18 protein-coding genes and 1 other annotated feature are annotated in these 18,301 nt (G+C 49.6%); of the genes, 16 read left to right on the forward strand and 2 right to left on the reverse strand.

Annotated elements, in window-relative coordinates; translation table 11 throughout:
* Window positions 1–44: 44 nt before the first annotated feature.
* Window positions 45–914, reverse strand: a complete 870-nt coding sequence (locus EC840_RS01340; protein ID WP_112287979.1) for a fructosamine kinase family protein — start codon at window positions 912–914, stop codon at window positions 45–47.
* A gap of 346 nt (window positions 915–1,260) precedes the next feature.
* Between EC840_RS01340 and EC840_RS01345 the strand changes: the two genes are divergently transcribed.
* Window positions 1,261–1,872 carry a transglycosylase SLT domain-containing protein gene (locus EC840_RS01345; RefSeq protein ID WP_181955522.1) on the forward strand — a complete coding sequence of 204 codons (612 nt, stop codon included), beginning with the start codon at window positions 1,261–1,263 and terminating at the stop codon, window positions 1,870–1,872.
* Window positions 1,873–1,895: 23 nt separating this feature from the next.
* On the opposite strand, the gene EC840_RS01350 is transcribed toward EC840_RS01345, so the two are convergent.
* Window positions 1,896–2,576: a MarC family NAAT transporter gene (locus EC840_RS01350; RefSeq protein WP_120161764.1), complete on the reverse strand. Its 681-nt coding sequence runs from the start codon at window positions 2,574–2,576 to the stop codon at window positions 1,896–1,898.
* A gap of 289 nt (window positions 2,577–2,865) precedes the next feature.
* On the opposite strand from EC840_RS01350, the gene thrS reads away from it, so the two are divergent.
* The 15 genes from thrS to arnA all read left to right on the forward strand — a co-directional run bounded on the left by thrS (window position 2,866) and on the right by arnA (window position 18,297).
* Window positions 2,866–4,794: a threonine--tRNA ligase gene (gene thrS, locus EC840_RS01355; RefSeq protein ID WP_120161765.1), complete on the forward strand. Its 1,929-nt coding sequence runs from the start codon at window positions 2,866–2,868 to the stop codon at window positions 4,792–4,794.
* 3 nt (window positions 4,795–4,797) lie between these two features.
* Entirely contained in the window at window positions 4,798–5,349 is a 552-nt protein-coding gene (infC, locus tag EC840_RS01360) for a translation initiation factor IF-3 (RefSeq protein ID WP_013576136.1), read from the forward strand.
* A gap of 95 nt (window positions 5,350–5,444) precedes the next feature.
* On the forward strand, window positions 5,445–5,642 hold the full coding sequence (gene rpmI / locus EC840_RS01365; protein ID WP_013576135.1) for a 50S ribosomal protein L35: 198 nt from the start codon (window positions 5,445–5,447) through the stop codon (window positions 5,640–5,642).
* 40 nt (window positions 5,643–5,682) lie between these two features.
* On the forward strand, window positions 5,683–6,039 hold the full coding sequence (gene rplT / locus EC840_RS01370) for a 50S ribosomal protein L20 (RefSeq protein WP_056773451.1): 357 nt from the start codon (window positions 5,683–5,685) through the stop codon (window positions 6,037–6,039).
* 128 nt (window positions 6,040–6,167) lie between these two features.
* Window positions 6,168–6,292 (forward strand) — a sequence feature (Phe leader region).
* A complete protein-coding gene (pheM, locus tag EC840_RS25210; protein ID WP_134389264.1) occupies window positions 6,173–6,217 on the forward strand; it encodes a pheST operon leader peptide PheM in 45 nt (14 codons plus the stop codon). Its footprint overlaps the feature before it by 45 nt.
* A gap of 99 nt (window positions 6,293–6,391) precedes the next feature.
* Window positions 6,392–7,375, forward strand: a complete 984-nt coding sequence (gene pheS, locus EC840_RS01380) for a phenylalanine--tRNA ligase subunit alpha (protein ID WP_112287976.1) — start codon at window positions 6,392–6,394, stop codon at window positions 7,373–7,375.
* Window positions 7,376–7,389: 14 nt separating this feature from the next.
* Entirely contained in the window at window positions 7,390–9,777 is a 2,388-nt protein-coding gene (pheT, locus tag EC840_RS01385) for a phenylalanine--tRNA ligase subunit beta (RefSeq protein ID WP_132963812.1), read from the forward strand.
* Between the two features lie 4 nt (window positions 9,778–9,781).
* Window positions 9,782–10,078, forward strand: coding sequence for an integration host factor subunit alpha (gene ihfA / locus EC840_RS01390; protein WP_004089944.1), 297 nt, complete (start codon window positions 9,782–9,784; stop codon window positions 10,076–10,078).
* Between the two features lie 786 nt (window positions 10,079–10,864).
* The gene (locus EC840_RS01395; protein ID WP_132963813.1) at window positions 10,865–11,290 is read left to right on the forward strand and encodes a DUF2502 domain-containing protein; all 426 of its coding nucleotides are present in this window, start codon (window positions 10,865–10,867) and stop codon (window positions 11,288–11,290) included.
* A gap of 151 nt (window positions 11,291–11,441) precedes the next feature.
* On the forward strand, window positions 11,442–12,449 hold the full coding sequence (gene btuC / locus EC840_RS01400) for a vitamin B12 ABC transporter permease BtuC (RefSeq protein ID WP_132963814.1): 1,008 nt from the start codon (window positions 11,442–11,444) through the stop codon (window positions 12,447–12,449).
* A gap of 62 nt (window positions 12,450–12,511) precedes the next feature.
* Complete coding sequence (locus EC840_RS01405; RefSeq protein WP_129638538.1) at window positions 12,512–13,063, forward strand: glutathione peroxidase; 552 nt, start codon at window positions 12,512–12,514, stop codon at window positions 13,061–13,063.
* Between the two features lie 19 nt (window positions 13,064–13,082).
* On the forward strand, window positions 13,083–13,838 hold the full coding sequence (btuD, locus tag EC840_RS01410) for a vitamin B12 ABC transporter ATP-binding protein BtuD (RefSeq protein WP_132963815.1): 756 nt from the start codon (window positions 13,083–13,085) through the stop codon (window positions 13,836–13,838).
* A 354-nt stretch (window positions 13,839–14,192) separates the two neighbouring features.
* Window positions 14,193–15,335 carry a UDP-4-amino-4-deoxy-L-arabinose aminotransferase gene (gene arnB / locus EC840_RS01415; protein WP_132963816.1) on the forward strand — a complete coding sequence of 381 codons (1,143 nt, stop codon included), beginning with the start codon at window positions 14,193–14,195 and terminating at the stop codon, window positions 15,333–15,335.
* Window positions 15,335–16,315 carry an undecaprenyl-phosphate 4-deoxy-4-formamido-L-arabinose transferase gene (arnC, locus tag EC840_RS01420; protein ID WP_112287970.1) on the forward strand — a complete coding sequence of 327 codons (981 nt, stop codon included), beginning with the start codon at window positions 15,335–15,337 and terminating at the stop codon, window positions 16,313–16,315. Before arnB ends, arnC begins: the two co-directional genes overlap by 1 nt.
* Window positions 16,315–18,297, forward strand: a complete 1,983-nt coding sequence (gene arnA / locus EC840_RS01425; RefSeq protein WP_112287969.1) for a bifunctional UDP-4-amino-4-deoxy-L-arabinose formyltransferase/UDP-glucuronic acid oxidase ArnA — start codon at window positions 16,315–16,317, stop codon at window positions 18,295–18,297. Before arnC ends, arnA begins: the two co-directional genes overlap by 1 nt.
* Window positions 18,298–18,301: the final 4 nt, after the last annotated feature.

Here is an 18,301-nt window from a genome sequence, read left to right on the forward strand (position 1 = left end):
TCACGTATTCAGGCCTTATTTTTTGACGCTAAAAGAGTGCTGCGTTAATTGATGTCATCGTGTAGCAGTCTGTCTACCGCGCGTTGAGCCACCACCAGATGTTGACCGCCGAATAAATTACTGCGGTTAAGTAAATAATATAACTGGTAGAGAGGCTGCCTTGAAATGAATCCGTCCGGTAAAGGCGTTTTACTCTGATAGCCATCATATAGCTGAGGTGGAACATTGGGATACAACGGCAACATGGCCAGATCACATTCTCTGTCGCCCCAGTAACAAGCTGGGTCGAAAATAACGGGACCATTATCAGATAACCCGCAGTTATGCGGCCATAAATCGCCATGTAATAGAGACGGCTGCGGCTGATGATTCTGTAAACGCGCATGTACTAATGCGGTGATATCTTCAATATTACCGAATGTCATGCCTTTCTCTGCCGCCAGTTGTAACTGCCAGCCAATCCGCTGCTCAGCAAAAAATGTGGCCCAACGCCGTTGCCAGCTATTAGGTTGCGGGAGTGTCGCGAGTTCATTATCGAAATCAAGACCAAATTGCAGCTGTTCACTCCATTGGTGCAAAGCGGCAAGTTGTTGCCCTAAAACATACGCATTGTGCGCATCCAGCGGTTTTTGCGGAATGTATTCAAGCAGAAGAAAGCTGTAATCACGGTCACTGCCCACTCCGTAAACTTCTGGTACCCGGACGGTCTGACTACGCGCAAGCAGGGCGAGTTGATCGGCTTCTGCGGCAAAAATAGGCAACATCTCGCGCGCATTGCATTTCACGAATACATCCCTGTCGCCATAGCTCAGCCGCCATGCCGGATGGATTTCACCTCCAGGCAGTTCAACACGTTCGCGGATTTCAGCACTGCCAAGGTGTTCACTCAACAAACGATTGACGGCTTGCCACATGGTATTACCCCTTCTGACTGGCCCGATAATTCATTAAGTTAGCGTTTTCTCTGTTTCAAAAACCCGATCCGGCGCACGGCTGAATCAGATGATGACGTTAATTTATGCAATTTACGATGTTGACGGAATGCGAGCGTAATCAATGAATCTGTTATTTTCAGAATATGTGACATAAAAGAGGTTTTATATGCAGAATTGTCTTATCGACATGTTCCTAACCCCCTTGTTTAACAAAACAATAATAATAATAGACTAAAAATATATTCAGGTGTGGAAAGAAGATGTATATGCTACATCTCGTCCCAGTCGCGAGAGAGATAACGTGAAACCAAACATTCTTTATTTGATGGCCGCGCTATTACTGGCGGGTTGCGCTAAAGAAACACCGGTTCAAACTACGCGTTTTTTGAATCCATCGCCGCCACCTCAGCGCGATACTTCATTAATGCACCCGGGGCCTTATGGTGATGTTATTCACCAGGCGGCAAATACTTACGGCGTCGACGAAACACTTGTTAAAGCAATCATTCAGGTCGAATCTGGATATAACCCAACCGTTGTCAGCAAATCGAATGCGATTGGGTTAATGCAGCTAAAGGCCTCAACGGCAGGACGCGATGCCTACCGGATGAAAGGACGTTACGGTCAGCCTACGCCACGTGATTTGAAAGATCCGGCAGTGAACATTGATCTGGGAACGGCGTATCTGAGTATCCTGCAGCAACAGCTGGCGGGCATTAACAACCCTGAAACCCGTCGTTACGCGACCACATTAGCCTATGTGAACGGGGCAGGGGCATTGCTTAGAACGTTTGCGAAAGATAAAACCTACGCCATTGCGAAGATTAATCTGATGTCGCCTGCTGAGTTTTCCCAGCATGTGCAGAAAAACCATCCTGCACCTCAGGCACCGCGTTATTTGTGGAAGGTGAACAACGCTTATCTTGCAATGCGATAAGCGTTGAAGTTACCGCCAGCAGTTCAGGCTGCCGGCGGTAATGTTTTGATGATTTCAAGGATCCCGTTAATCACAAACTGAACCCCCATACACACCAGTAAGAATCCCATCAGACGTGAAATCGCTTCAATCCCGCTCTTGCCGACCAGGCGCATAATCGCTCCTGAACTGCGCAGCGTTAACCATAAAATCAGTCCGACTAAAAAGAAAATAATCACCGGTGCAACGGTAATAACCCAGTGCGGGAAATCAGAATCCCGCACGGTAGATGCGCTGCTGATGATCATCGCAATCGTACCCGGGCCCGCCGTACTTGGCATCGCCAGCGGAACGAAGGCGATATTTGGCGATTCCTGTTTCCTCATTTCCTCGGTTTTATTCTCAATTAATACTCTTTCTTCCACATGGGGTTGTGGGAAAAGCATTCTGAAACCGATAAAAGTGACGATCAGACCCCCTGCAATTCGCAGGCCGGGAATAGAAATCCCAAACGTGTTCATAACCAGCTGCCCTGCGTAATACGCCACCATCATGATGATGAAGACATACACAGAGGCCATCAGCGATTGCTGGTTTCTTTCCTGCGTGGTCATTTTCCCTGAAAGGCCGAGCAACAGCGCCACGGTAGTCAGGGGATTTGCCAGCGGAAGGAGTACCACCAGGCCCAAACCTATTGCTTCAAATAACAGCCTGACTTCAGACATATGCTTCCCTTATCTCATGTTTCTCTGAATAGCTTATCTTGCAGGAGGGGATTACACGAAAAATATCCACATTAAGCAACACAGGTTGCTGGAAATTCGCACTTTACGGGTGTTAAACTCGTTGCCTGTTTTCACGTCGCATCCCGATACATTTACGTGATGTATTTCAGGGTGTCTATATTTGGCAAAGTAAAGCTGGATAGCGTGGATAACTACATGAAATTACACTCAAATATTTTTCTAGATGTGCTCTGTCGTGTGGGGCACCACTGTAGATTAAGGAATTAGCATGCCTGTCATTACTCTTCCTGATGGAAGCCAGCGCGTTTTTGATCGCCCCGTTTCTCCTCTTGATGTTGCGCTTGATATCGGTCCGGGTCTGGCGAAAGCCTGTATCGCGGGTCGCGTTAACGGCGAACTGGTTGATGCAACTGATTTGATTGAAACCGATGCACAACTGGCGATCATCACCGCTAAAGACGAAGCCGGTCTTGAAATCTTGCGCCACTCCTGTGCGCACCTTTTGGGTCATGCCATCAAGCAATTGTGGCCAGACACTAAAATGGCTATCGGTCCGGTTATCGATAATGGCTTCTACTACGACGTCGATTTAGATCGCACGTTGACTCAGGAAGACATCGAACTGCTTGAAAAGCGCATGCACGAACTGGCTGAAAAGAATTACGACGTTATTAAAAAGAAAGTCAGCTGGCAGGAAGCGCGCGATACCTTTGCAAGCCGTGGCGAAGAATACAAAGTGGCCATTCTGGATGAAAACATCAGTCATGATGATCGTCCGGGCTTGTACCACCATGAAGAATACGTCGATATGTGTCGTGGTCCGCACGTACCGAACATGCGTTTCTGCCATCATTTCAAACTGCAGAAAACATCCGGTGCTTACTGGCGTGGTAACAGCGACAACAAGATGCTGCAACGTATCTACGGCACCGCATGGGCAGATAAAAAGCAACTCAATGCCTATATTCAGCGTCTGGAAGAAGCCGGTAAACGAGACCACCGTAAAATTGGTAAGCAACTCGACCTGTATCACATGCAGGAAGAAGCGCCAGGTATGGTGTTCTGGCACAACGATGGCTGGACTATTTTCCGTGAGCTGGAAGCCTTCGTGCGCATGAAACTGAAGTCATACGATTATCAGGAAGTGAAAGGTCCGTTTATGATGGACCGCGTGCTGTGGGAAAAAACAGGTCACTGGGAAAACTACAAAGAAGCAATGTTCACTACTTCTTCTGAAAACCGTGAATACTGCATCAAACCTATGAACTGCCCGGGTCACGTTCAGATCTTTAACCAGGGTCTGAAATCCTACCGTGATCTGCCGCTGCGTATGGCGGAGTTCGGCAGCTGCCATCGTAATGAGCCGTCAGGTGCATTGCATGGTCTGATGCGCGTTCGTGGCTTCACTCAGGACGATGCCCACATCTTCTGTACTGAAGAGCAGGTACGTGATGAAGTGAACAGCTGTATCCGTATGGTTTACGACATGTACAGCACTTTTGGCTTCGAAAAGATTGTGGTGAAATTGTCCACTCGTCCTGAGAAGCGCATTGGTACTGACGAAATGTGGACTCGTGCTGAGGATGATCTGGCAGCTGCGCTGACTGAAAACGACATTCCGTTCGAATATCAGCCTGGTGAAGGGGCGTTCTACGGTCCGAAAATTGAATTTACCTTGCATGATTGTTTGGATCGTGCGTGGCAGTGTGGTACCGTGCAGCTCGACTTTTCATTACCTGGTCGCTTGAACGCCTCTTATATTGGCGAAAGCAACGACCGTCAGGTCCCGGTAATGATTCACCGTGCTATCCTGGGTTCAATGGAGCGTTTCATCGGTATTCTGACTGAAGAATACGCTGGCTTCTTCCCAACATGGATAGCTCCGGTCCAGGTAGTGATCATGAATATCACTGATTCACAAGCTACCTATGTCGAAGAATTAACTAAAAAACTGCAAGATGCAGGCATTCGCGTTAAAGCCGACTTGAGAAATGAGAAGATTGGCTTTAAAATTCGCGAACACACGCTACGCCGTGTTCCTTACATGTTAGTTTGTGGCGATAAAGAGGTCGAAGCAGGCAAAGTTGCTGTTCGTACCCGCCGCGGCAAAGACTTAGGAAGCATGGATGTTAGCGAAGTCGTTGACAAACTGCTGGCGGAAATCCGCAGCAGAAGTCTTCATCAACTGGAGGAATAAAGTATTAAAGGCGGAAAACGAGTTCAACCGGCGCGTCCTAATCGCATTAACAAAGAGATTCGCGCGCAAGAAGTTCGCCTCACAGGCGTCGATGGCGAGCAGATTGGTATTGTCAGTCTGAATGAAGCTCTTGAAAAAGCTGAGGAAGCGGGCGTCGATTTAGTAGAAATCAGTCCGAATGCCGAGCCGCCAGTTTGTCGAATCATGGATTACGGCAAATTCCTCTACGAGAAGAGCAAGTCGACTAAAGAGCAGAAAAAGAAACAAAAAGTTATTCAGGTTAAGGAAATCAAATTCCGACCTGGTACCGATGATGGCGACTATCAGGTCAAACTACGCAACCTGATTCGCTTTCTGGAAGATGGCGATAAAGCCAAAATCACCCTGCGTTTCCGTGGGCGTGAAATGGCGCACCAACAGATCGGTATGGAAGTGCTTAACCGCGTCCGTAAAGACCTGTGTGAAGATTCTGAACTGGCCGTTGTCGAATCCTTCCCTACGAAGATCGAAGGTCGTCAGATGATCATGGTGCTCGCACCTAAGAAGAAACAGTAAGGCTTCCAAGTAATCCTGCTGCGCGGTGTTCGCACCGCGCATGCTGGATTCGCCTTTCTGATTCATGTTAATAACAATGCGAAGTGGAATTTAAAATGCCAAAGATCAAAACAGTACGCGGCGCCGCTAAACGCTTCAAAAAAACCGCCAACGGTGGTTTTAAGCGTAAGCACGCAAACCTGCGTCATATTCTGACCAAAAAAGCTACTAAGCGTAAACGTCACTTGCGTCCAAAAGGCCTGGTATCCAAGAACGATTTGGGTCTGGTCTCTGCATGTCTGCCGTACGCATAAATACACTTTTTCATTTAGAATATAAAACTCAGGAGAGCATATGGCTCGCGTAAAACGTGGTGTGATTGCACGTGCACGTCACAAGAAAATCTTAAAACAGGCGAAAGGTTACTACGGTGCCCGTTCTCGCGTATATCGTGTTGCATTCCAGGCTGTTATCAAAGCTGGTCAATACGCTTACCGTGACCGTCGTCAAAAGAAACGTCAGTTCCGTCAGCTGTGGATCGCGCGTATCAACGCAGCAGCTCGTCAGAACGACATGTCTTACAGCAAATTCATTAACGGCTTGAAAAAAGCTTCTATTGAAATTGACCGTAAGATCTTGGCTGACATCGCAGTCTTCGACAAAGTGGTATTTGCCGCTCTGGTTGAGAAAGCGAAAGCAGCACTGGCGTAAGTCAGTTGAAAGAGGGAGCTTGCTCCCTCTTTTATATTTTGTGTTTAAAAACATTCTGTTTCGTTGTTTAATACCCTCTGTAGTGTCATCAGAACGTCAGCACAAAATTTACAACCGATAAGGTAACGCAAGCATGAATCCTGCTATTTTCCGTTTCTTTTTTTACTTTAGCGCCTGACTCAGGAAGGCTTTCGCGCGTAAGAGAAGAAACGAAAAGTAGCGCCTAAGCCTCCCTCGTGGAGGCTTTTTTGTATCTGTGCTTTATACACTAAGGTTCAGGGTCAAAATCGCGCCCCTGATTAATCACGGTTATTTTACATCGGGCCATATTGGCCAGAAGAAGAGGAAAGCAATGCCACATCTCGCAGAGCTGGTTGCCAATGCCAAGGCAGCCGTAGAGAGTGCTCAGGACATCGCCGCGCTGGATAACGTGCGTGTCGAATATCTGGGTAAGAAAGGCCACCTGACACTCCAGATGACAACACTCCGTGAATTACCTGCGGAAGAACGCCCGGCAGCGGGTGCGGTCATCAATGAAGCGAAAGCGCAGGTTCAGGAGGCCCTGAACGCGCGTAAAAATACGCTGGAGTCTGCTGAACTGAATGCGCGTCTGGCTGAAGAAACGATTGACGTTTCCCTGCCTGGTCGCCGCATCGAAAACGGTGGTCTGCACCCGGTGACCCGTACTATCGACCGCATTGAAACCTTCTTCGGTGAATTAGGCTTTACCGTGGAAACCGGCCCTGAAATCGAAGATGACTATCATAACTTCGATGCCCTGAATATTCCGGGACACCATCCGGCACGTGCTGATCACGATACATTCTGGTTTGATGCCAAGCGTTTGCTGCGCACACAGACTTCCGGTGTTCAGATCCGTACGATGAAAGATCAGCAGCCGCCGATTCGTATCATCGCGCCGGGCCGCGTATATCGTAACGATTACGACCAGACTCACACCCCGATGTTCCATCAGATGGAAGGCCTGATCGTTGATAAAGACATCAGCTTCTCCAACCTGAAAGGCACGCTGCACGATTTCCTGAACAACTTCTTTGAAGCTGATTTGCAGATCCGTTTCCGTCCTTCCTATTTCCCGTTCACAGAACCTTCTGCGGAAGTGGATGTAATGGGCAAAAATGGCAAGTGGCTGGAAGTGCTGGGTTGCGGCATGGTGCATCCGAATGTCCTGCGCAACGTCGGCATTGACCCAGAAGTGTATTCTGGTTTTGCCTTCGGAATGGGAATGGAACGTCTGACTATGTTGCGCTATGGCGTGACTGACCTGCGTGCATTTTTCGAAAATGATCTGCGTTTCCTCAAACAGTTTAAGTAAGGCGGGAATATCACATGAAATTCAGTGAACTCTGGTTGCGTGAGTGGGTAAACCCAGCCATCAGCAGCGAAGCATTATCAGACCAAATCACCATGGCTGGCCTTGAAGTCGATGGCGTTGATCCGGTTTCCGGCGCATTTAATGGCGTGGTTGTCGGCGAAGTTGTCGAATGTGGTCAGCACCCAAACGCAGACAAACTGCGTGTGACTAAAGTGAATGTCGGTGGCGATCGCCTGCTCGACATCGTTTGCGGCGCACCAAACTGCCGTCAGGGCCTTAAAGTTGCCGTCGCGACTGTCGGCGCGGTATTGCCGGGTGATTTCAAAATCAAAGCCGCCAAGCTGCGTGGCGAGCCTTCAGAAGGCATGTTGTGTTCTTTCTCTGAGCTGGGTATTTCGGAAGATCACGACGGTATCATTGAGCTGCCGCTTGATGCGCCAGTCGGGACTGATATCCGCGAATTCCTGAAGCTCGATGACACCATTATCGAAATCAGTGTGACGCCAAACCGTGCTGACTGTCTGGGTATCCTGGGCGTGGCACGTGATGTTGCGGTGATTAATCAGCTGCCGCTGGTCGAGCCGGAAATCAATCCGGTGAAAGCTAGCGTTGACGCCACAATCTCCATTGATGTGCAGGCGCCTCAGGCGTGTCCGCGTTATCTGGGCCGTGTGGTAAAAGGTATCAATGTTAAGGCCGCTACGCCGTTGTGGATGCGTGAAAAACTGCGCCGCTGCGGTATCCGTTCTATCGACGCCGTTGTGGATATCACCAACTTCGTGCTGCTGGAGCTCGGCCAGCCAATGCATGCGTTCGATCTGAATCGCATCAGCGGTGGCATTGTCGTGCGTATGGCGCAGAAAGACGAAGCATTAACGTTGCTTGATGGCACCAAAGCGAAACTGGCGGAAGACACGCTGGTCATCGCTGACCACCAGAAAGCGCTGGCGATGGCCGGTATCTTTGGTGGCGAACATTCCGGTGTGAATGATGAAACGCAGGATGTCCTGCTGGAATCTGCGTTCTTTGCTCCGCTGGCCATCACTGGCCGTGCACGCCGTCAGGGTCTGCACACAGACGCTTCACATCGCTATGAACGTGGTGTGGATCCAGAGCTGCAATTCAAAGCCATTGAGCGCGCAACTGCATTGCTGCTGAGCATTTGCGGTGGTGAAGCCGGTCCGGTCATCAACGCGACTTCAGAAGAGCATCTGCCAAAAGCGGCTACCATCACATTGCGTCGTGAAAAACTGGATCGTCTGATTGGCCACCATGTAGAAGATGCACAGGTAACCGATATTCTGACCCGTCTGGGCTGTCAGGTTGAGCATAAAGCCGACCACTGGGTGGCTGTCGCGCCAAGCTGGCGTTTCGATATGCAAATCGAAGAAGACCTGGTGGAAGAAGTGGCCCGTGTTTACGGCTACAACAACATTCCTGATGTGCCGGTGAAAGCCAGTCTGGTGATGACTAAACACCGTGAAGCGAATTTGTCGCTTAAACGTGTGAAAAATCTGCTGGTTGACCGTGGATTCCAGGAAGCGATCACCTACAGTTTTGTGGATCCAAAAGTTCAGGCTCTCCTGCACCCTGGTGAAGATGCGCTGATTTTGCCAAGCCCGATTTCGGTGGAAATGTCAGCAATGCGTCTTTCCCTGTGGTCTGGCCTGCTGACTGCGGTAGTAAATAACCAAAATCGTCAGCAAAGTCGCGTGCGTTTATTTGAAAGCGGCCTGCGCTTTGTCCCTGATACACAAGCCGATTTGGGTATCCGTCAGGACGTCATGCTGTCTGGTGTGATCTCGGGTACTAAAAATGAAGAGCATTGGGATCTGGCGCGTCAGACAGTTGACTACTACGATTTGAAAGGTGATCTTGAGGCTATTCTTGAGCTTACCGGCAAAATGAACGACGTACAGTTCAAGGTAGAAGCAAATCCTGCGCTGCATCCTGGGCAAAGCGCGGCGATTTATTTACGCGGCGAACGTATTGGTTTCATTGGTGTAGTACACCCTGAGCTGGAACGTAAACTCGATCTTAATGGTCGTACCGTGGTCTTCGAATTGTTATGGAACAAGGTCGCAGACCGCGTACTGCCTGATGCGAAAGAGATTTCTCGCTTCCCGGCGAACCGTCGTGACATCGCTGTGGTAGTGGCCGAAAACGTGCCCGCAGACGATATTTTGGCAGAGTGCAAGAAAGTTGGCGCAAATCAGGTAGTTGGCGTAAACTTGTTTGATGTGTACCGTGGCAAGGGCGTAGCTGAAGGTTACAAGAGCCTGGCTATCAGTCTGGTGTTGCAGGATACCGGCCGTACACTGGAAGAAGAGGAGATCGCCGCTACCGTTGCAAAATGTGTAGAGGCTCTAAAACAGCGATTCCAAGCATCCTTGAGGGATTGAACCTATGGCGCTTACTAAAGCTGAAATGTCAGAACACCTGTTTGAGAAGCTCGGGCTGAGCAAACGGGATGCCAAAGACCTTGTTGAGATATTTTTCGAAGAAGTACGTCGTGCTTTGGAAAATGGCGAGCAAGTAAAACTGTCTGGCTTTGGCAACTTTGATCTGCGTGACAAAAACCAACGTCCGGGACGTAACCCGAAAACCGGCGAAGATATTCCGATCACGGCGCGTCGTGTGGTGACTTTCCGTCCGGGACAGAAATTGAAAAGTCGTGTAGAGAATGCCACTCCGAAAGAATAAGTGAAAACATCAAAAAGGCCGCGAAAGCGGCCTTTTTTTTGGGCCGAATTTACGGTTCTCTGAAGGGAAATAATTTGCGTTAAATTGCGCAGGAAGTGAAAAGATTGCGTTAATGGGGTGGTTGTTTCAGGAATCGTCTGATAGATTAAATTTAACGCCAGGTCGAGGCGAAATAATATCTCCACCTTGCAGATTGTTAATTAAGGGCTGACTTTTTCATCAGTGCTGTTTTATTCGACTTTTTATGTGAGCCGCAATAAATACAATGGTTGCATAAAACAAAAAAGGGGCCGAAGCCCCTTGATGTTAAACACATTGGCAAATGTTTATATTCAGATTCGCAGTCAGTAAATAAACAAATGCAATGATGAAAATTCTTAATTAATATTAGCGCCAGTAATAATGTGGATGACCACCGCCATGGCCGCCACCGTGACCATATGGCCCCGGGAAGATACAGCCACTGAGGCTTACGACAACCAGAACAACACCAAACAAAGCGAGAATACGACGCATAAGAATGTCCTTTATTGGAATAAACAATTTTATTATAAATAAACGGCAGACGGATTATCGTCAGGCTTACGTTAAGATTTGTTAGTATCGTAATAAGAATTGAATAGTTAATAATCTTCATCCTGTTGATGTATTTCAAACAGGATATGTTTGTATTTTTATTGTAAGGTCACAGCAAGATATCCGAAAATACGCCGCACTCTTATATTCTCTGTCTTTCCTGCCTGATATAAAAAACACGTCATAAAAAATAAAGAAGGCGTGACTCTTATGAAAAAATCACTTTTATTGCTTTGTTGTGCACTGGCATTGCCTGTGATCGCGCAGGCAAATGTTTCTGTTGACGTTAACGTACCCGGCGTATCGGTTCATCTCGGGGATCAGGACCAGCGTGGCTATTACTGGGATGGTTACGACTGGCGTCCGCCGCAGTGGTGGCATGACCATCAGGGCCATCATTATGGTGAGCGCAATGAGCATGGTATGTACTGGCATGGCAACCGCTGGGATCCCAAACCGCCGCAGCGTGGTCATGGCAATCCGCCACACAATCCGCAACACGATCAGGGCCACCCGAACAACGGCAATCATCATGATAATGGTGATCACCATGATAATCGTGATCATCAGGGCGGGCAAAATGACAATCACGGGAAGGGTCAGCCGATCCCGCCAGATGGCCATCAGGGCCACTGATTCTCCCCTTCAATGAAGACTTTTCAGGCCGGTGCTTTGTCACCGGCTTTTTTGTTTCCTGTTTTTGTCATTATCCGGTTCACTCGCCAGAGCTAACTGACTAATATCGGTAGGATAGTCATCCACAGTGAGTCTCAGGAAACTGCCCTACATGCCCATTCCGCAGACCTATTCTGCTCTTGAACAACAACGTAAACGCCGTGACCGCCGCTGGCTGGTCGGGCTGAGCCTGTTGCTGGTAATAATCTGCGTATTCAGCCTGAGTGCGGGTGAAAACTGGTTATGGCCCAATCAGTGGCTGGGCAGTGAGGCGCGACTTTTTGTCTGGCAACTGCGGTTACCCCGGGCTATCGCGGTGATTCTAGTCGGCGCCAGTCTCGCGGTTGCTGGCGCAGTCATGCAGTCATTATTCGAAAACCCGCTCGCCGAACCCGGATTGCTCGGCGTTGCCAATGGTGCCGGTGTGGCGCTGGTATTGTGTGTCATGCTCGGCCACGGCATTTTACCTGTCTGGGTGATGAGTCTGGCGGCGATTGCAGGCGCACTGATTGTCACATTTTTCCTGTTAACGATTTCCCGTAAACGTTTGTTAACGAATGCCCGTATGCTGCTGGTGGGCGTAGCGATCGGTATCGTTTGCAGCGCTTTAATGACCTGGGCTATTTACTTCAGCAGTAATCTTGATTTGCGCCAGCTGATGTACTGGATGATGGGCGGGTTCGGCGGTGTCGACTGGAACCAGATCTGGCTGGCAATGCTGTTGTTGCCGGTATTATTGTGGCTGGTTTTTCAGGGCAACGCCCTTAATCTGCTGTCATTAGGTATCGTACAGGCGCAACAACTGGGGATATCTCTGACAACCTGGCGCTATGGGCTTGTTCTCGCAGTCGGCTGGATTGTCGGGCTGAGCGTGGCATTATCTGGCGTTATCGGCTTTATCGGGCTGGTTATCCCGCATATTCTGCGCCTTGCGGGTATCACCGATCAGCGCCGTTTACTGCCAGCCTGTGCGCTTGGTGGCGCCAGCGTGTTACTTCTCGCTGACGTGGTATCAAGAATTGGTCTGTATGCGGCTGAATTGCCCGTCGGCGTGGTTACCGCCACGCTGGGGGCTCCGGTCTTCATCTGGCTTCTGATCAGAGTCGGACAAATCCGCTGATTATTTACGGCGGGTCGTCTATGCTCTCCCTTTACCTACCTGCAACTATCAGGATAAAAACGATGAGTAATGACATTTTTGACATCTCCCTGAAAACCATTGATGGCGAAACCACAACGCTGGGTGCTTATAAAGGTTCTGTATTGCTGGTCGTTAACGTAGCGTCACAATGTGGCCTGACCAAACAATATGAAAGTCTGGAGAATATTTATCAGGCCTGGCAAGACCAGGGATTTGAGGTTCTGGGCTTCCCGTGTAATGAGTTTGGCGCGCAGGAACCGGGTACAGAAGAGGAAATCAAAACCTTCTGCACCACGAACTTTGGCGTGAAATTCCCTATGTTCAGCAAAATTAACGTCAATGGCGACAACCGCCACCCGCTGTATGCGGCGATGATTGCTGCCCGTCCTGCGGCGGTAAAACCAGAAGACAGTGCTTTCTACGAGCGTCTTGCGAGCAAAGGCCGTCAGCCTTTAAAACCCGATGACATCTTGTGGAACTTTGAGAAATTCCTGATCGGTCGCGATGGCACCGTTGTTCAGCGTTTCGCACCGGACATGACGCCGGAAGATCCTATTCTGATGGAAACTATTAAAGCAGCACTGGCAAAATAACTAAGTTATGGAAGCGCAGATGCTGGAATGTCGCGAAATTGCGGTTGAAGGGCGCCTTCAGGCGTTTAGTTCGCACATCACGCCCGGAAGCCGGATACATATTATCGGGCCGAACGGGGCAGGAAAGAGCACCTTACTGAACCGGCTGGCAGGCATGTCGGCCGGAAAAGGTGAGGTCAGTATCGACGGACAAAGGTTAGCTGAATTCTCAGGCCCGCGTCTGGCTCGTCTGCGCGCCTGGCTTTGCCAGCAACTGACACCGGCATCCCTGATGCCGGTTTTCCAATATCTGTCACTTCATCAGCCACAAAATTCCGATCCTGAAGTGCTGGAGCGCACAATTGCACGGTTGTCTGCTGCGCTGCATCTTGACGATAAACTTGCCCGTCCGGTCACACATCTTTCAGGTGGTGAATGGCAGCGGGTTCGCCTCGCGGCGGTCTTATTGCAGGTGTGGCCTGACGTTAATCCCGACAGCCGGCTTTTATTTCTCGACGAACCGATGAACAGTCTTGACGTGGCGCAGCAGCAGGCGCTGGATCAGTTGCTCACGGAATTCTGTGCAGCAGGGCGTTCAGTCGTGATAAGTGACCACGATCTTAATCATACTTTGCATTATGCACATGAGGTCTGGCTGATGTCGGCGGGTGAAGTCATTTCAGCGGGAAAATGTCCTGATGTCATGCAGCCGGAAACACTTTCTGCGGTTTATAAAGTGGTATTTCAGGGATATGAACTGGCTGGTCGACACTGGATAATGGCGGCGATGGCGTAACGTATTACTTAATCAATAGCCGGGTAACTATTTTATTATCAGCTGTTAGGTTTTTGAATGCCCATTTTCTGTTCATAAAAAGAACAGTGTTTTCTATTTCTAAATAAAGTTCATTTTTTAGTATTACATTAAATACAATTCAATGCATTGTTTTCAAGACGTTTTTTGGTATTAAGATAATTTCTTTTCTTCTGGTTTAGTTTCTATTTAGCTTCACAAAACTGGAAAATCCTTAAGGTTAAATTAAGATTAAACCGACATCATAAGATTCATAAATTCATGACAGTGTTTACCTGTTGTTAAATAAATGCGGTCTAAAGTTGGTATCAATTAATTACCTTTCGGGATAGCGTAATGGAAAACTTTTTGCCTTTCTCCCGTCCGTCTATGGGCGAAGAAGAGATTGCGGCTGTGGGGCAGGTTTTGCGCTCAGGGTGGATAACCACCGGACCGCAAACAAACCAGCTGGAACAGGATTTCTCTGCCGCTTTCGGTTGTAAACATGCTATCGCAGTCAGTTCCGCAACCGGTGGCATGCATGTTACGTTGATGGCGCTGGGCATAGGCCCCGGCGATGAAGTGATTACCCCTTCCCAGACCTGGGTTTCGACCATCAATATGATTGTTCTGCTGGGTGCAGAGCCGGTCATGATCGATGTTGACCCGGACACCCTGATGGTAAGCGCAGAAGCCATTGCTGCCGCCATCACGCCGAAAACCAAAGCGATTATCCCTGTGCATTACGCGGGCGCGCCTTTAGACCTTGACCCGATTTACGCTGTCGCCAACGAACACGGTATTCCTGTCGTAGAAGATGCCGCGCACGCGGCAGGTACCCGTTACCGTGACCGCTGGATTGGCGGGCAGGGAACGGCAATCTTCTCCTTCCACGCCATCAAAAATATGACCTGCGCCGAAGGTGGCCTGATAGCCACGGATGACGACGAGCTGGCGAATAAAGTCCGCGCGTTGAAATTCCACGGTCTGGCCGTTGATGCATTTGACCGTCAGGTACTGGGGCGCAAACCGCAGGCTGAGGTTGTCGAGCCCGGTTTTAAATACAATCTTTCCGATATTCACGCTTCTATTGCCGTCGTCCAGCTTAAACGCCTGCATGAGATCAATGCGCGCCGTACCGAACTGGCACAGCAATATCTGGATAAATTACAGGGCTCACCTTATTTGCCAATGAATGTACCGGCTTACCCGCACCTTCATGCGTGGCACTTATTCATGATCCGCGTGGATGAAGAACGTTGCGGTATCAGCCGTGACGCTCTGATGGAACGCCTGAAAGAGCAGGGGATCGGAACTGGTTTGCATTTCCGCGCCGCTCATACCCAAAAATATTACCGCGAGCGTTATCCGCATCTGAGCCTGCCAAACAGCGAATGGAATTCGGCACGTTTGTGCAGCCTGCCGCTGTTCCCTGATATGCAGGACAGTGATGTGGACCGTGTTGTCGCGGCTCTTTTTTCCCTTCTGGAGGCGCAGTAGTGGCGCAATACGAACCAATCCGTAAAGTCTCGGTGGTTATCCCGGTCTACAACGAAGAAGAAAGCTTGCCGGCATTGTTATCTCGTACGCAGGCAGCCTGTAAGCAATTAACCCAACAGTACGAAATAATTCTGGTGGATGACGGCAGTTCTGACAGCTCCGGTGACATGCTCGCTGCCGCTGCAGAACAACCGGACAGCCATGTTATTGCCGTTTTGCTCAACCGTAATTACGGCCAGCATTCCGCCATTATGGCCGGTTTTAGCCATGTGACAGGTGATCTGGTCATTACACTTGACGCTGACCTGCAAAATCCACCGGAAGAAATCCCGCGCCTGGTCGCCACGGCCGATGAAGGCTATGACGTTGTCGGCACCGTACGTGCAAACCGCCGCGATTCCTGGTTCCGTAAATCAGCCTCGAAAATGATCAACATGATGATCCAGCGCGCTACCGGCAAATCGATGGGCGATTACGGTTGCATGTTACGTGCCTACCGCCGCCACATTATCGAAGCCATGCTACATTGCCATGAGCGCAGTACCTTTATCCCGATTCTGGCAAACACCTTCGCGCGCAAAACGATTGAAATCCCGGTTCAGCATTCTGAGCGCGAATTCGGTGATTCCAAATACAGCCTGATGAAACTCATCAACCTGATGTATGACCTGATTACCTGCCTGACAACGACGCCGCTGAGAATGCTTAGCGTGGTGGGCAGTGCGATCGCCATTTTCGGTTTTGTGCTGGCGGTGTTTCTGATTTTAATGCGCCTCATCAACGGTCCTGCCTGGGCTGCGGATGGCGTATTTACGTTATTTGCATTGTTATTCATGTTTATCGGTGCGCAGTTTGTGGGCATGGGGTTACTCGGTGAATACATCGGGCGTATCTACAATGATGTCCGTGCGCGTCCCCGTTATTTTGTTCAAAAAGTCGTCGGCGTTCGTTCCGAAGATAACAGTCAGGAAGAAGAGTGATGAAAGCGATTGTATTTGCCTACCATGATATTGGTTGTGTTGGTTTACAGGCTCTGGTTGATGCCGGTTATGACGTACAGGCAGTCTTTACGCATACCGATGCCCCGAATGAAAACCAGTTCTTTTCATCTGTTGCCCGTCAGGGTGCTGAACTGAATCTGCCGGTTTATGCCCCGGAAGATGTTAACCATCCATTGTGGGTCGACCGCATCCGTGCTTTACAGCCTGATGTCATTTTCTCTTTCTACTATCGCAACATGCTGAGCGAAGAGATTTTATCTCTGGCGCCACGCGGCGGTTTTAATCTGCATGGTTCATTGCTGCCACGCTACCGTGGTCGCGCACCGGTTAACTGGGCGCTGCTGAATGGCGAAACCGAAACCGGCGTTACCCTGCATAAAATGGTTAAACGGCCTGATGCGGGTGATATCGTGGGGCAGCGTAAAGTCGCTATCGCCGCCGATGACACTGCACTGAAATTACACGCCAAAGTCCGTGATGCAGCTAAAGCGCTTCTGACAGATGTTCTGCCGGAAATGAAAGCCGGTAAGATCACGCTGACTCCGCAAGACGAGTCTCAGGCAAGCTACTTTGGACGTCGCACTGCTGCCGATGGTGAAATTCACTGGCATAAATCTGCCACTGAAATTAACAACCTGATCCGTGCTGTGACTGAACCTTACCCGGGTGCATTCTCTTATCTGGGTCAGCGTAAACTGACCGTCTGGCGCGCCCGTCCGCTGGATACTCAGCATGACAAACAACCGGGCACCGTACTTTCTTCTGATCCGCTGACTATCGCCTGTGGCGAAGGCGCACTGGAAATTCTGGCAGGGCAGAGTGAAAACGGCCTGTATGTTCAGGGTTCCCGTCTGGCGCTTGAACTGGGCATCATGCCGGATATGCGCGTGGCGACATTGCCAACCGCCGTTATGAAGCGTCGTACACGCGTGCTGATTCTGGGTGTGAACGGTTTCATCGGTAACCACCTGAGTGAACGCCTGCTGCGTGAAGACCGTTATGAAATTTATGGTCTGGATATCAGCTCTGACGCGGTCAGCCGCTTCATGGATAACCCGCATTTCCACTTCGTTGAAGGCGATATCAGCATCCATTCTGAGTGGATCGAATACCACATCAAAAAATGTGATGTCGTTCTGCCGCTGGTGGCTATCGCCACGCCAATTGAATACACCCGTAATCCGCTGCGTGTGTTCGAACTGGATTTCGAAGAAAACCTGAAAATCGTTCGCGACTGTGTGAAATACAAAAAACGCATCATCTTCCCGTCGACCTCTGAAGTTTACGGTATGTGTGATGACAAAGAATTCGATGAGGACCATTCCCGTCTGATCGTTGGCCCGATTAACAAACAGCGCTGGATTTACTCTGTTTCTAAACAGCTGCTGGACCGTGTTATCTGGGCATATGGCGCGAAAGAAGGTCTGAAATTCACACTGTTCCGTCCGTTTAACTGGATGGGACCACGTCTGGATAACCTGGATGCTGCGCGTATCGGCAGTTCCCGTGCGATCACTCAGCTGATCCTGAATCTGGTAGAAGGTTCACCGATCAAACTGGTCGATGGCGGCGAGCAGAAACGTTGCTTCACCGACATCAACGACGGTATCGAAGCGTTGTTCCGCATCATCGAGAACCGCGACAACTTGTGTGACGGTCAGATCATCAACATCGGTAACCCGACGAACGAAGCAAGCATCCGTCAGCTGGCAGAAATGCTACTGAAAAGCTTTGAGGCTCACCCGCTTCGCGCCCAGTTCCCGCCGTTTGCCGGTTTCAATCTGGTCGAAAGCAGCACTTACTACGGTAAAGGCTACCAGGACGTTGAGCACCGTACGCCGAGCATCAAAAATGCCCGTCGTCTGCTGGACTGGAAACCTGAAATTGGCATGGATAAAACCGTCGCCGACACGCTGGATTTCTTCCTGCGTTCTGTAAACACTGACGCTGACAAAGCCTGATACG

The sequence above is a fragment of the Rahnella sp. JUb53 genome (assembly GCF_004346065.1).
Taxonomy (GTDB): domain Bacteria; phylum Pseudomonadota; class Gammaproteobacteria; order Enterobacterales; family Enterobacteriaceae; genus Rahnella; species Rahnella variigena.

Excerpts from the sequence above, each read along its gene's own strand:
- EC840_RS01340 (WP_112287979.1), bottom strand. The coding sequence starts at position 914 with ATGTGGCAAGCCGTCAATCGTTTGTTGAGTGAACACCTTGGCAGTGCT.
- EC840_RS01345 (WP_181955522.1), top strand. The coding sequence starts at position 1,261 with ATGGCCGCGCTATTACTGGCGGGTTGCGCTAAAGAAACACCGGTTCAA.
- EC840_RS01350 (WP_120161764.1), bottom strand. The coding sequence starts at position 2,576 with ATGTCTGAAGTCAGGCTGTTATTTGAAGCAATAGGTTTGGGCCTGGTG.
- thrS (WP_120161765.1), top strand. The coding sequence starts at position 2,866 with ATGCCTGTCATTACTCTTCCTGATGGAAGCCAGCGCGTTTTTGATCGC.
- rpmI (WP_013576135.1), top strand. The coding sequence starts at position 5,445 with ATGCCAAAGATCAAAACAGTACGCGGCGCCGCTAAACGCTTCAAAAAA.
- rplT (WP_056773451.1), top strand. The coding sequence starts at position 5,683 with ATGGCTCGCGTAAAACGTGGTGTGATTGCACGTGCACGTCACAAGAAA.
- pheS (WP_112287976.1), top strand. The coding sequence starts at position 6,392 with ATGCCACATCTCGCAGAGCTGGTTGCCAATGCCAAGGCAGCCGTAGAG.
- pheT (WP_132963812.1), top strand. The coding sequence starts at position 7,390 with ATGAAATTCAGTGAACTCTGGTTGCGTGAGTGGGTAAACCCAGCCATC.
- ihfA (WP_004089944.1), top strand. The coding sequence starts at position 9,782 with ATGGCGCTTACTAAAGCTGAAATGTCAGAACACCTGTTTGAGAAGCTC.
- EC840_RS01395 (WP_132963813.1), top strand. The coding sequence starts at position 10,865 with ATGAAAAAATCACTTTTATTGCTTTGTTGTGCACTGGCATTGCCTGTG.
- btuC (WP_132963814.1), top strand. The coding sequence starts at position 11,442 with ATGCCCATTCCGCAGACCTATTCTGCTCTTGAACAACAACGTAAACGC.
- EC840_RS01405 (WP_129638538.1), top strand. The coding sequence starts at position 12,512 with ATGAGTAATGACATTTTTGACATCTCCCTGAAAACCATTGATGGCGAA.
- btuD (WP_132963815.1), top strand. The coding sequence starts at position 13,083 with ATGCTGGAATGTCGCGAAATTGCGGTTGAAGGGCGCCTTCAGGCGTTT.
- arnB (WP_132963816.1), top strand. The coding sequence starts at position 14,193 with ATGGAAAACTTTTTGCCTTTCTCCCGTCCGTCTATGGGCGAAGAAGAG.
- arnA (WP_112287969.1), top strand. The coding sequence starts at position 16,315 with ATGAAAGCGATTGTATTTGCCTACCATGATATTGGTTGTGTTGGTTTA.